Genomic DNA, 12981 nt, shown 5'->3' with positions numbered 1-12981 from the left:
AGGGCATGGCGAAGCTGCCCGTCGGCTGCGGATGGGAGGGAGGGTGGGCGGCTCGGTGGTGTGCCGAGTGGTGGGCTCAGGCGGAGGTGGTGGTGCTGCCCGCCTGCTCTTCGTTTCCTGGCTGCGGGGAGTTCGGAGGCTTCTCGGTGGAGACGTTTGCCTTGCTCTCCCAGAACGCGGCAAGCGAGGTGCCGACGAGGGTGGCGATGAACAGCCCGCTCTGGTAAGGCAGATGGCTCAGCAGGAGACCGCCGGCCCCGGTGACGAGCCCGATGGCCACGGCGCGCTTGGTGGTGAAGGAGGACACGACCAGCCCGATGTAGGAGGCGTAGACGGCGAAGTCGAGTCCCCAGGAACTCAGGTCGGCGAGTGTCTGGCCGAAGAGCCAACCGCCGACCGTGCTGAGGTTCCATGCGGCATAGATGACGATCGCGTTGCCCAGCACGAACCAGCGGCGGTTGTCCACGGCCGGCGCGGGGGCGCTGAAACGCTTGGCCGCGAGGGCGTAGACGGCGTCGGTCATGCCGAAGGCGATCACGGCCCGCCAGACGAAGGGCATGGGCCGTACGTGGGGAGCGAGGGCGGCGGAGTAGAAGACGTGCCGCAGGTTTACCAGCAGGACGGTCATGACCGTCAGCGGCCACATCGCCCCTGCTGTGATCATCCCCAAGGCGATCATCTGGCCGGATCCCGAGTTGACCAGCACGCTCATCAGCACGGTGTTCATCAGGTCCAGGTGCTGGGCCTCGGCCAGCGCGCCGAACAGCAGGCCGAAGGGTATCGCGCCGATGATGACGGGTACGGCCGCCAGGGCTCCCTGTGCTGCCTCCCCTCCACGGCTGTCGCGGAGGAACATCAATTCAACCTCGTTCCCGGGGGAAATAACCGATCAGAGCGCAAACTTGGTGATCATGAAGCCGGCCATGGAGACCGCGAAAACCAGGAAGAAAGCATCCTTCTTGAACGCTCCGACCCCGAACCCGCACGCGGCTCCGACCAGGTAGGGCGCGGCGGCCCGCACATCGCCGCCCTCGGCCGGCAGCAGGATGGACGGCACGATGATCGCCATCAAGACCGCCGGCATGACGTAGGGCAGCGTGCTGCGGATGCGCGAGGGCAGGTGCTCGGGACCGACCGGCCCGAAGAGGGCGTAGCGGACCGCGAACGTCACTGCTCCGCACAGAATGATGGTCAGGGGGATCATCGGTGTCTCGCCTCGGGTCAGAAAGTGAACTCGGCGGCCTGGCGAGGTGCCCCGGACCGTTCGACGGGCTTCGGCAGGATCGGGGAACCCGGGTCGAGTGCCAGCTCGCGGAGGATCTCCGCGACTCGGTCCAGGAGGAAAGCGGCGGAGGAAGGCTCGAACAGCGCCGTGGAGTACTCCAGCTCCAGCGTGAAGCGGTCCGGCTTCTGCCACACCTGCAGATTGAGGTCGAAACGGCACGTGCCCGGATGCCGCATGGCCAGCGTCGCGTGCCGTCCGTGCTTGCGGAAGCTGTGCAGTTCCACGTTCTGCAGGGCGAAGAAGGTGTCGAACAGCGCGTTGCGGCTCGGGTCCCGGGGCTGCCCGAGCCGTTCGACGAGTTGGATGAACGGGTATTCCTGGTGGTCCAGCGCCGCACTGTGCTCCTGGCCAAGGTGCCGCAGCAGATCGCCGAGGCAGGCTTCCTCGGGAAACCGCGCCCGCAGGACCACGGTGTTGACGAACATCCCCACCACGGCTTCGAGGTCCGGGTGGGGCCGGCCGCCCATGGGGCTGCCCACCGCGATGTCCCGCTGCCCGGAGAGCCGGGCCAGGGCGGCCGTCCAGGCGGTCAGCAGCACGGTGAAGGGCGTCAGGGACTCCCGCGCGGCCACGGCCCGGACATCGCCGGTCTCCTGGGGGCCCAGTTCTTTGGCCAGTACGTCGCCTTGCGCCGAGCGCAGAGCGGGGCGCGGCCGGTCCGTCGGCAGGTTCAGGGTCGGTACGGGCTCGGCGAACTGTGCCAGCCAGTACCGCTCGGCCCTGGCCGACTCCGGTCCGGAGCGTCTGGCGTCCGCCCACTCGGCGGCGGCGGCGTAGTCCACCGCCGGAGGGTCGGGTTCGAAGCCCGCGTACAGGTCGAACAATTCGTCGATGAGGATGCGCAGCGATACGCCGTCGAAAACGATGTGGTGGACATCCAGGTTGAGGACGTCCGCACCCGTGGGGTGCCGTTCGAGCACGGCCCGGATCAGGGGTGGCTCGGCGAGGTCGAAGGGCCTGATCCAGTCGGTGGCAGTGCCGTTCACCACGGTCAGGTCGACCGGGGCGCTCTCTTCCACCTGCCGCCGGATGCCGTCGTGGGTGGCCGTGAAGCGGGTGCGCAGGGCGTCGTGGCGGTCGATCAGGCGGGCGAGGGCGGTGCGCAGCCGGCCCGGGTCGAGCGGCCCTGAAGCCTCGACCGTGACCGGGATGTTGTAGGCCAGGCTCTTGGGGTCCGACTGCCACACCGCGTAGAGCGCCGGCTGTTGCGGATGCAGTACACCGCTTCCGGTGGCCTTGGGGACAGGAAGCAGTCGGGTGGTGGCGGCGCGGGATGCCGCTCGCGCCATGGCGCCGAGCGTCCGGGCCGCGAAGAGGTCGCTGAAACTCAGCTCGGCTCCGGTTTCCCTGGCGAGCCGGCCGATGAGGACGCCCGTGGTGAGGGAGGTGCCGCCGAGCTCGAAGAAGTCGTCGTCCAGGCCGATCGCGTCCGCGTCCAGACCCAGTACGTCGGCCCACTGACGGGCCAGCAGCCGTTCCCAAGGCGCCTCGGGTGGCGCGCCGGTGCCACGCCGGACGGGCGGTGGGGGCAGTTGCGCACGGTCCACCTTGCCGTTGGAGTTGAGCGGCAGGCGCTCGACCGGTATCAGGTGGGCGGGGCACATGTAGGAGGGGAGCCGCTTGCGCAGGAGGGCCAGGATGTCCTGCGCGCTGTGCCCCGCGTTCAGGACCACGTGGCTGACGAGCTGCCCGCCACCCGTGTCCCGCCGGGCCACGTGAGTGTGGCTGTCGGTGAGTCCGTCGATCTCCAGCAGGGCGTTGTCGACGTCGCCCAGTTCGATCCGGTGTCCGCGGATCTTGACCTGGTTGTCCGTGCGGCCGTGGAAGGACAGGACGCCGTCCGGATCGCTGCTGACGAGGTCCCCGGTGCGGTAGTGCCGTACGCCGTCCACCGGCACGAACTTCTCGGCCGTCAGCTCGGGGTTGTTCAGGTAGCCGCGTGCCAGGCCCGCGCCTGCCGTGTACAGCTCCCCGATCTCCCCGACGGGCACGGGTGCTCCGTGGGCGTCGAGGACCGCGACGGTGGTCCCGCGGATCGGGCGCCCGATCGGGATGGATGTCTCGTAGGGCCGCTCGATGCGGAAGGTGGTGGTGAAGGTGGTGTTCTCGGTGGGGCCGTAGCCGTTCAGCACGCTCAGCCCCGGGCACGCCGCGCGGACGAGGTTGACGTGGCGGCAGGACAGTACGTCGCCGCCGATCAAGAGGGTCCGCAGGCCGGAGAAGAGGGAGACGTCCTCGTCGGCCAGCTGGTTGAACAGCGGGGAGGTGAGCCAGAGCACGGTGATGTCCGCGCTGTGCAGTGCCTGTTTCAAAAGCGCGGGGGTCAGCAGCGTTTCCTGCTCGACGATGTGCAGGGTGGCTCCGTTGAGCAACGCTCCCCAGATTTCGAACGTGGCCGCGTCGAACTCCAAGGCACCGGTCTGGAGAATGCGATCGGCGCTGGAGAGGGACAGGTAGTCCGCGTCGCGGACGAGCCGTGCCACACCGGCGTGTTCGACCATGACGCCCTTGGGCCGGCCGGTACTGCCGGAGGTGTACATCACGTACGCGAGGCGGGAACCGGCGGTGGCCGCCCGCTGCCGCGGTTCGGGGGCGCTTAACGGGCTTTCCTCAATGGGCAGTTCCGCTTCATCGGGCATGAGCGTCCCGAGTTCGCACACCCGGGTACCGTCCGGGGCCGTGTCCGCGAGAAGCGGGACAAGGCCGTCGCCGCACAGCACGAGGGGGGCGCGGGAGTCGTCGAGTATCTGCTCGATGCGCTCCCTCGGATAGGAGGGGCTCACCGGGACGTAGGCGGCTCCGGCCAGCACCGTTCCCAGCATGGCCACCACGGCGTCGGCCGAGCGCTCGAATGCCAAGGCGACGAGGGTTTCCTCCCGGACGCCGAATGCGGTGAGGGTCCGGGCCAACGCGGCGGCCCGGGCGTGCAGTTCGCGGTAGGTGAGGCTCCGTGCGCCTTGGACGAGCGCGGGCGAGTCCGGTGTCCGCCGCACCTGGGCGGCGAACAGTTCGTCGAGCGGGATGTCGGAGGCGGACGCGTTGGTCGGCATGGTCGTCGGGTTCCTTACCCCTGGACGCGACGGGGTACGGAGAAGACGGGTTCTCGCAGCGAATCAAACTGTCCGGTGTCCTGCTGGTTCACGTAAACCATCCCCCTGATAGGCCGGGGAAGAGGGCATGCGGGACACTGGAAGGCGAGAAAGGAAAACGCCTCCGAGAATTCTTCCCCCGGTTTTTGTGATCCGCAGCGCGGGCTTCGTCTGGCGGATGAGCATTGACGTTAACCCATACCCGGGGGTCGTTCCAGACAGCGCACAGTGAGGAAGATCACACCTAACATGTCCGATATACATGTCTAAGTAACAACAGAAGGGAACCCCTGGTTCCGCCTCCTCGGCGTCACGAGGCGAACGCGCGCGGACCGGTTCATCCAGGGCAATTCACCCCGCAGCAAAGCTGCCCCTTCGGGCATGTGCCCTGCCCCCGCGCACTGTCGAATGGGAGCCGGTTCATGAGCAGTACCGAAATTCGGCGGCGCCCGGCAGACGCCGATGGCGTGATTCTCCGCGGCCTTTCCCCCGCCCGGTATTCGGCGGTGCCGAGAGATCGCGGAGGGCGGCGGTCACGACGATTCGCGTTGACACAATCGGCGGACTGTCACGCCGGGACGGCCTAGGGTGAGGGCATGATCCTTGTAATAGGCGGCACAGGCCGGGTCGGGCGGCGACTGGTACGGAAGCTGCGAGAGGGCGGGCATCCGGTGCGGCCCGCATCCCGCACCGGCGAGGTGCGGTTCGACTGGGAGCAGCCGGGCACATGGGACGACGCGCTCCAGGGGGTGACGAAGGTCTTTGTGATGGCGCCGAACAGAATCCCCGATCCGGCCTTGATCCAGCGTGCGGTCGCGCTCGGCGTCGAGCACATCGTGCTGCTGTCGAGCAGGGGCATCGAGGTGGTGGGCGACGAGCGGATGATGGCCGCCGAACGGGCCGTCGAGACGTCCGGGGCGGCCTGGACGATCTTGCGGCCGGACTCGTTCAACCAGAACTTCGACGAAGGCTTCTTCCGCCAGGCCGTCGCGGCCGGCGAACTGGTGATGCCGTTCGGCGACGTGAAACAGGCATTTGTCGATGCCGACGACATCGCCGCGGTCGCGGCGGCCACGCTCACCTCCCCCGGCCACGCCGGCCACCGCTACGAGGTGACCGGACCACGCGCTCTGGACTACGCCGAAGCGCTCGGCATCATCGCGGGCCACGTCGGGCATCCGGTGCGGTACCGAGGCACCGACGAGGACTACTTCGCCGCTCAGGAGGCCCTCGGAAAGACGCGTGCGCAGACCGAACCCGCGGTGGCGGCATTCCGCGCGATCAGAGCCGCAGGCGACCACGCGCCGACCGACACGGTCGAGCAGGTGACCGGAAGGAAGCCCCGGACCTTCGAGGACTACGCGGCCGACGCCGACTGGACCACGTCGTAGGCGGAAACCCGCCCGGCATTCCCGCACCGAAGAGGCAGGTAAGCGGGAATTACGTAATGCGCTACGTAGATCACAAGTGAACGGCGCGGGGCGGCCGTGCCGCGCCGTAGCGTCGGCGATGAAAGAACGACGCATCGGTACCCCTTGGAGCTCCGTGCCATTACGCATCGCAATCACCGCTGAGCCGATACCGTCACATGTGTCCGCACTCGATTACGTCACCGGCCCGGCCCTTGAACAGGGCCACGATGTCACGCTCTACGCTCCCCTCATGTTCCGTCGGGAAGCCCGACGGCGAGGAGTGGAATTTTATGCAGCAGGAACAGGCTGGACCTGTGTTCCCGCCGTCGAGCAGAAAGCGAGCACGATCTGGAAAGGGTTCGGGAACGGCCTCTTCAACCAGTACGTCTTCGGTCAGCTCTGGCCGGACCAATCCGACGCGAAGGCCCGTGACCTGATCACCGCGTGGACACGGACGCGGCCCGATCTGGTGATCGCCGAATGCAGTGATTTCGGTGCGCACCTCGCGGCCAAGGTCCTGCGGCTGCCCGTGTTCGCAGCGGACAACGGCCTCGGACCGGTGCTCCTGGATCTCTGGGACACCGACATCGCGCCCGCGCTGACCCCCCTCTACAAACAATACGAGCAAGACACCCCTCTCCTCCCCGAGATGCTCACCCCCGCGCCGGCCCACTGGTTCTACGCGACGCCGCCGCACTGCGCGCACGAGGTCCGGCGGACCGTCGCGGAAACCCGGGCACCCCTCCCCCAGTGGCCGGACCGCTCCTCTTCCGCCCGCCCCCTTGTCTACGCAAGTCTCGGCACCCTGACCACCGCGATGCCGGGGCTCCGCACCGTCGTCGAGGACGTTTACCAAGAGACCATGGCCGCGCTCTCCGCCATCGACTGCGACGCGGTCGTTTCCGCGGGAGACCTCGCGGAGCACCTACAGAGCCCGGACCCCCGCATCCGAATCGCCAAGCACTTACCGCAGCCCGCGCTCCTGCATCGTGCCGACCTGTTCGTGACGCACGGAGGCCGGGCGTCCCTGCTCGACTCGGTACAGGGGAAAACTCCCGTCCTGGGCATGGGCATTCTCGCCGACCAGCCCGGCAACACCGCCGCATTCGCAGAGCGCGGCCTCGGCCGGGCACTGGAACTCACCGCGGCACGCGACGAGATAGCCGACGCCATGACGGATCTCCTCGGCAATTCCCGATACGGCGACGCCATGGCCGCCGCCAACACCGAGCTGTCACAGCTGCCACCACTGGACATCACGCAATTGCGGGACAGTAGGTGATGCCCACCCTTACGACGACCGAATGCCGCGGTGCAATTCCTGCCGTGGGCCACAGCCGGCCGCGCCACGGGGCGCGGCCGGCCGTCAGCACCGCGGTCAGCCCCGCAGCCGCGCCATCCATGCCTCCACCTCGTCAGCGGCCCGGGGAAGACCGGCCGAGAGGTTCTCGTTGCCCGCCTCGGTGACCAGGATGTCGTCCTCGATCCGGATGCCGATGCCGCGGAACTCCTCGGGAACGGTCAGGTCGTCCGACTGGAAGTACAGGCCCGGCTCGACGGTGAGCACCATGCCCGCCTCCAGCGTGCCGTCCACGTACAGCTCGGTGCGGGCCTTGGCGCAGTCGTGGACGTCCAGGCCGAGCATGTGCCCGGTGCCCGTCAGGGTCCAGCGGCGGTACAGCCCCAGCTCGTACGCCTCGTCCGCCGAGCGGTCGCCGAACAGGCCCCAGGCGGCCAGGTGCTCGGTCAGCACCCGCTGGGCGGCGTGGTGGAAGTCCCGGTACGCGGCGCCGGGCTTGACCGCGGCGATGCCGGCCGACTGCGCCTCGTACACGGCGTCGTACACCTTGCGCTGGACCGGCGTGAAGCGGCCGTCGACCGGCAGGGTGCGGGTGACGTCGGCGGTGTAGAGGTTGCGGCTCTCCACTCCGGCGTCGAGCAGCAGCAGGTCGCCCGGGCGGGTCTCGCCGTCGTTGCGGACCCAGTGCAACGTCGTGGAGTGCGGTCCCGCCGCGCAGACCGACGCGTAGCCGACGTCGTTGCCCTCGGTCCGCGCCCGCATGAAGAACGTGCCCTCGATGGCCCGCTCCGGGGTGGGGGTGTCGGTGCCGAGGAGGCGTACGACGTCCTCGAAGCCCCGCACGGTGGCCTGGCAGGCGTGGCGCAGGTCGGCTATCTCGAACTCGTCCTTGACCAGGCGCATTTCGGAGAGCGCGACGCGGAACTCGATGTCGCGCTCGGCGGTCACCTTGTCGTTCAGTGCGGCGTCGACGTGGGCGTCGTAGCCACGCAGCAGGCGGATCGGCCCGGTGGCCGCGGCGAGCCGCTCGGTCAGCGTGCGGACGTCGCGGCAGGGCAGGCCGAGGAGCTGCTCGTTCTCGCCGAGGCTGTTGCGGCGGCCGTCCCACAGCTCGCCGTGGTAGTCGAGCCAGAATTCGCCGGATTCACGGTCGGAGCGGGGCAGCAGGTAGGCGGCGGCCTCGTGTGCGCCGTCCCGGCCGGGTTCCAGGACCAGTACGGCGTCCTGGGACTGGTCGCCCGTCAGGTAGACGTAGTCGGAGGAGGGGCGGAAGGGGTAGGCGGTGTCGTTGGCGCGGACCTTCGGGTTGCCTGCGGGGATGACCAGCAGCTCACCGGGGAACCGTGCGGCGAGCGCCGCCCGGCGGCGCGCGGTGTGCGCCGCCTGCGCGATGGGCTTGAGGTCGCGCCGCTCGGTGTCGGCCCAGCCCTGCTTCATGTTCTCGGCGAGTTCGGTGCTCACGCCCCCGTACAGGCCGTTCTTCCGCGTCCTGTTCTCGTCTGTCTCTTCCGTCACCACAGCCTCCTGGAGTGAATCGCTCACGCACGTGCCTCCTGAATCGCAGACAGCCGGCTTCCAAGGGAGCGACCGACTGGGAAGTATCTCAAGGGAGCTGCGCCGTTCCGGCAACCACCCTTCGGGGCAATCGCCTTGAACCGCACCCGTACGTGCCGGACATCGCCTGGCAGGGCCCCTCATGCAAGGCGACAGGTCTTCTTGCCGCGAACGGCACTCTCGCAGACCCCCATCACTCTTACGTCATACAGATGCATGAAAGATCGCGGACGCTTTTGTGTCATCTGTCGATGGGGGGAGCACCGCGGTCCGGCTAGGTTCTCTTCGCTGCCTGGTGCCGGACGCCGCTTCGCCCCGCCCCCCTTCGCCCCGCTCGCGGATGCCCGCTGAGGCGAGTGCCGACCATCACCATGCGCAGGGCCTGTTCGGCGGCATCGGTCAGCAGTGCGGTGGCGTCGTCCATGGCCTCGCGCCGGGACATGGGGCCGCAGACGATGCAGGCGTAGGCGTCGATGCCGACCGGGCGGGTCTGCGCGGCGCCCCGGCCGATGACGCCGGCCAGCGCGATGACCTGCTTCCCCTGCAGTTTGGCGCGACGCGCGACCTCGGCGGGGATCTTGCCGTGCGGAGTCTGGTGGTCCAGCGCCCCTTCCGCGGTGACGACCAGGTCCGCCGCCGCCAGTTGCGTGTCGAGTTCCGGGTACCCCGGGAGCGCGTCGAAGCGGGGCACCAGCCGGGCGCCGAGGGCGGCGGCCAGGCCCGCGCCGAGGCCCCCGGAGGCCCCGCCGCCCGGTGTGAGCCGTATGTCTGTGCCGCACCGGTGCTCCAGCAGCGCGGCCCAATGCTCCATGGCCGAAGCCAGTTCTTCCACTTGGGCGTCCGTGGCGCCCTTTTGCGGCCCGAAAACCCGTGCGACGCCGCGCTCGCCGGTCAGGAGGTTGTACGGATTGCAGGCGACGAGGATCTCCGTACCGGCCAAACGTACGTCCAGGCCGCCGAGTTCCAGGGTTGCGGCGCGGAGCAGGCCGTTGCCGCCCGCCGGGACCGGGCGGCCGTCGGCGCCGAGCACGCGGGCGCCCAGCGCGGTCAGGGCGCCCGCGCCGCCGTCGCAGGTGCCGGAATCGCCGCAGCCCACCACGATCCGTTCGCAACGCTGGTCGAGGGCGGCACGGATCAGTTCACCGACCCCGTGGGTGGTGGTACGGCCGGGGTCCCGGGCATCGTCGGGTACGAGGGCGAGCCCGGCCGCCGCGGCCATTTCGACGACCGCGGTCAGCGGGCCGGCGCCACCCAGAACGGCGATGTGCGAGGAGACGGCGTCCCCGGTGGGCCCGGTGACCGTCACCGGCACCAGCCGTCCGCCGCTGGCGGCGGCCAGCGTGCGGGCGGTGCCCTCGCCGCCGTCGACCAGGGAGACGGCGGTGACGCAGGCGTCGGGCAGCACGCGCCGGATCCCGTCACTGATCGCCGCGCCGACCGCCTCGACGGGCAGACACTCCTTGAAGCCACTGGGAGCGACCAGAACGCGCAAGGTCATGAGTTCTTCCCGGTTCCTCGGCGGCGGCCCCGGCCGGGGCCACCACGGCGTACACGCGTCGCGGAACGCTCAGCGCAGGGGCAGGCCCAGCCACGGCCAGACAGTCAGGGCACAGCCGACGGTCACCGCGGCGGTGACCGGGCCGAGCCAGGCAGACAGGCGCAGCAGGTCCTGTTCGCCGAAGACCGGGGCGCCGCCGCCGCTCTGGGCGAACAGGGCGAGGGGCTTGGCCGAGGCGACGGTGGTGTGGCAGAACCCGGCGGCGGCGGTCGAGGCGAAGGCCAGCGCGGCCGGTTGCAGGCCCGCGGTCGAGGCCAGCGGGATGACCAGCGGCACCAGTACCGACGAACGCGCCGAACGTGACTGGAGCACCAGGTGGGAGGCCGTACTGACCACGACGACGGCCAACAGGACCGCGACCGGGCCCGCGGCGGCGGGAAAGACGAGGGAGGTGAGCCAGTGCGCCGCTCCCGAGGAGGCCAGGGTCCCGCCCAGCACGGTCGTGGTCACCATGAACATCAGCAGTGACCACGGCACCGCGTCCAGGGCCGCCGACATGCCGATGGTGCCCCACTTGGGCGCGGTGATCAGCACCGCGCCGCCGAGCGCCGTGACGGCGGGCGGGATGCCGTGCAGGGACTCGGTGCACCACAGGGCCATGACCACGAGGAGGACCGCGCCGGCCCGGGCCTCGTCCCGTGTGAGCCGCCCGTGCCGTACGGGCTGCCGCGGCTCCTGCTCGCCCACCGCGGAGCCGTTGCGCATACGCGGCAAGGGGGCGCGGCGCTCGTCGCGGTCGGTCATCGTCCGCAGCAGCCCCTCCGTCGCCAGGTGGGAGCAGATCAGCGCGAACGGGAGCCCCAGCACCAGCCAGCGCAGATAGCCGATGCCGTCGCCCGTCGTGCCGGCCAGGAGCTGACTGGTGATCAGGTGGGCTCCCGCGCCGGTCAGGGTGGCCATGGCGGAGAGCAGCACCACGGCGGGGAACAGCAGGGACAGGGCGCGTACGACCGTGACGCGCTCCCGCACCGAGGCGGCCAGCGCCGTGAAGACGGGAAGCACCAGGGCCGCCCGGCCCGCGGTGGCCGGGAGGGCGAAGGCCGTCAGTACCAGCGCCGCCGCCACCAGGTGGAACAGCTGGCGCACCGTACGGGCGCGGGCGCACAGGGCCAGGGCCGCCCGGGCCGGCAGGCCCGTCGCGCCGATGCCAGCCGCCAGTACGAAGGCCGCGATCAGCAACCACACCGTCTCGTTCCCGAGCCCGGCGAACAGCCGCTCCGGCGCCACGGTTCCGGCGGCGACGAGCACCAGTACGGCGATCAGGCCGACGAAGGTGGCGTCGCCCCGGCCGGACACCCACGCCAGGGTGGCCCCGGCGAAAACCGTCAGCGCGATCGCCGCCTGCGCGGACGGGCCCGCACCCGACCAGACGACGCCCAGCGCGGCGGCCACGGCCAGCAGGACGCCTGCCCATACGACGGCGGGCCACTGTTTGAACAGTCCGGGCAGCGCCGTGACGGACCTGCCGGTCGTCCCGGCCGTCCTCAGCAACAGGCAACGTATGTGCCGGTACGGATATCGCACGGTGGACCTCCCTGGTCGATCCCGGTGGGGCGCCGAGCGGCGGTCGGCGGTCCGGGCCGGTCATGGCAGGCGGGAGCGGACAACGGTGATCGTGATCAGTGGTTCCCGCTCCGGTCCCCGATGCCTCCCTGGTTCACCCCAGCGCCACGGATTGGGAGGGGTCCCGCCGGTCGTGCGCGTCCGCAGGCCCGTGCGCAGGCGCCGGATGCCCGTGCGCATACGTAAGCGGCATTGAATGTTTCGGAAATAAAAGCTAACTGGAGCTTTCCTTTCCGGCAGGGGACGCTGGAGGCATGTCCTCGCGCATCCCCTCCCCCCACGTCTTCGCCCTGGCCGGCACCGTCGTGCTGTGGGCCTCGGCCTTCCCTGCCATCCGGGTCGGCATCGACGGCCTGGGTGTGGCCGCGTTGTCGTTCCTGCGGATTGTGATCGCGGCCCTGGCGCTGCTGCTGGTGGCGCCGCTCGCGAAGGTGCGGCTGCCCCGGCGCCGGGACCTGCCGATGATCTCCTTGTGCGGGGTCACGGGCGTCACCGCCTACCAGGCACTGCTCAACTGGGGCGAGGTGCGGGTGGCGGCCGGGACCGCGAGCCTGCTGATCGCCGTCGCCCCCGTTTTCAGCGTGCTGCTGGGAAGCCTGTTCCTCGACGAGCGGCTGTCCCGCACCATCGTCGTCGGCAGCGCCGTCGCGCTCGCCGGTGCGGCCTTGGTGAGTCTGGCCGGAGGCGCCGGCGGGTTCACCGTCTCCGCCCTCATCGTCCTGGCCGCCGCCGTGGTCCAGGGGGTGTACCACTTCGCCACCAAGCCCCTGCTTCGCCGGTACACCGGCCTGGAGGTCGCCGCCTACGCCATGGCCGCAGGTGCCGTCTTCGCCCTGCCCTTGCTCCCCGCGACCTGGCACGCGGCCCTCCACGCACCGGCAGGCGCGCTGGCCTCCGCCGTCTACCTGGGCCTGCTGCCCTCCGCGCTGGGCTTCGTCATCTGGGCCTACGCCGTCGCCCGCCTGCCCCTCGCGGCCTCCACAGCCGCCCTGTACCTGGTGCCGCCGGTGGCGTTGCTCGTCTCCTTCGTCTGGCTGGGCGAGGTGCCCCATCCCGTCGAACTTCTCGGCGGGGCTGTCAGCGTCGCCGGCGTGGTCCTCATCAACCGGCGTAAGCGAAGCCGGTCTCCCCTCGGCCCCTCGGCTGAAAACGTGTCCGATGCCACCGCAGGTCAGGCGGCCGCCCGCCCGGCACCGGCACGGTGAAGGGCCCGGGGTCCG

9 protein-coding genes are annotated in these 12981 nt (G+C 70.1%); 3 read left to right on the top strand and 6 right to left on the bottom strand.

Going from position 1 to position 12981, the window contains the following annotated elements:
• Positions 1–76: 76 nt before the first annotated feature.
• The 3 genes from ACH4OW_RS29315 to ACH4OW_RS29305 are packed head-to-tail and all read right to left on the bottom strand — an operon-like array spanning position 77 to position 4335.
• Entirely contained in the window at positions 77–856 is a 780-nt protein-coding gene (locus ACH4OW_RS29315; RefSeq protein WP_360133804.1) for an AzlC family ABC transporter permease, read from the bottom strand.
• A gap of 33 nt (positions 857–889) precedes the next feature.
• Positions 890–1204 (bottom strand): AzlD domain-containing protein, encoded by a 315-nt coding sequence (locus ACH4OW_RS29310; RefSeq protein ID WP_360133801.1) that lies wholly within the window; start codon positions 1202–1204, stop codon positions 890–892.
• Positions 1205–1221: 17 nt separating this feature from the next.
• Entirely contained in the window at positions 1222–4335 is a 3114-nt protein-coding gene (locus tag ACH4OW_RS29305) for an amino acid adenylation domain-containing protein (protein WP_398030724.1), read from the bottom strand.
• 635 nt (positions 4336–4970) lie between these two features.
• Here ACH4OW_RS29305 and ACH4OW_RS29300 point away from each other — a divergent pair.
• Together ACH4OW_RS29300 and ACH4OW_RS29295 are read left to right on the top strand one after the other, a co-directional pair.
• Positions 4971–5765, top strand: a complete 795-nt coding sequence (locus ACH4OW_RS29300) for an NAD(P)H-binding protein (RefSeq protein ID WP_398030722.1) — start codon at positions 4971–4973, stop codon at positions 5763–5765.
• A gap of 199 nt (positions 5766–5964) precedes the next feature.
• Positions 5965–7068 carry a glycosyltransferase gene (locus ACH4OW_RS29295; RefSeq protein WP_398030720.1) on the top strand — a complete coding sequence of 368 codons (1104 nt, stop codon included), beginning with the start codon at positions 5965–5967 and terminating at the stop codon, positions 7066–7068.
• A 96-nt stretch (positions 7069–7164) separates the two neighbouring features.
• Here ACH4OW_RS29295 and ACH4OW_RS29290 read toward each other — a convergent pair whose 3' ends face one another.
• The 3 genes from ACH4OW_RS29290 to ACH4OW_RS29280 all read right to left on the bottom strand — a co-directional run bounded on the left by ACH4OW_RS29290 (position 7165) and on the right by ACH4OW_RS29280 (position 11647).
• The gene (locus ACH4OW_RS29290; protein ID WP_398030719.1) at positions 7165–8628 is read right to left on the bottom strand and encodes an aminopeptidase P family protein; all 1464 of its coding nucleotides are present in this window, start codon (positions 8626–8628) and stop codon (positions 7165–7167) included.
• 286 nt (positions 8629–8914) lie between these two features.
• The gene (locus tag ACH4OW_RS29285; protein WP_398030717.1) at positions 8915–10138 is read right to left on the bottom strand and encodes a glycerate kinase; all 1224 of its coding nucleotides are present in this window, start codon (positions 10136–10138) and stop codon (positions 8915–8917) included.
• Between the two features lie 69 nt (positions 10139–10207).
• On the bottom strand, positions 10208–11647 hold the full coding sequence (locus tag ACH4OW_RS29280) for an SLC13 family permease (protein ID WP_398030790.1): 1440 nt from the start codon (positions 11645–11647) through the stop codon (positions 10208–10210).
• A gap of 368 nt (positions 11648–12015) precedes the next feature.
• On the opposite strand from ACH4OW_RS29280, the gene ACH4OW_RS29275 reads away from it, so the two are divergent.
• Positions 12016–12966, top strand: coding sequence for a DMT family transporter (locus ACH4OW_RS29275; RefSeq protein WP_398030715.1), 951 nt, complete (start codon positions 12016–12018; stop codon positions 12964–12966).
• Positions 12967–12981 lie beyond the last annotated feature (15 nt).

The organism is Streptomyces sp. NPDC017056 (genome assembly GCF_044332485.1).
Taxonomy (GTDB): Bacteria; Actinomycetota; Actinomycetes; order Streptomycetales; family Streptomycetaceae; genus Streptomyces.
This window is presented reverse-complemented; position numbering and strand designations above follow the sequence as displayed.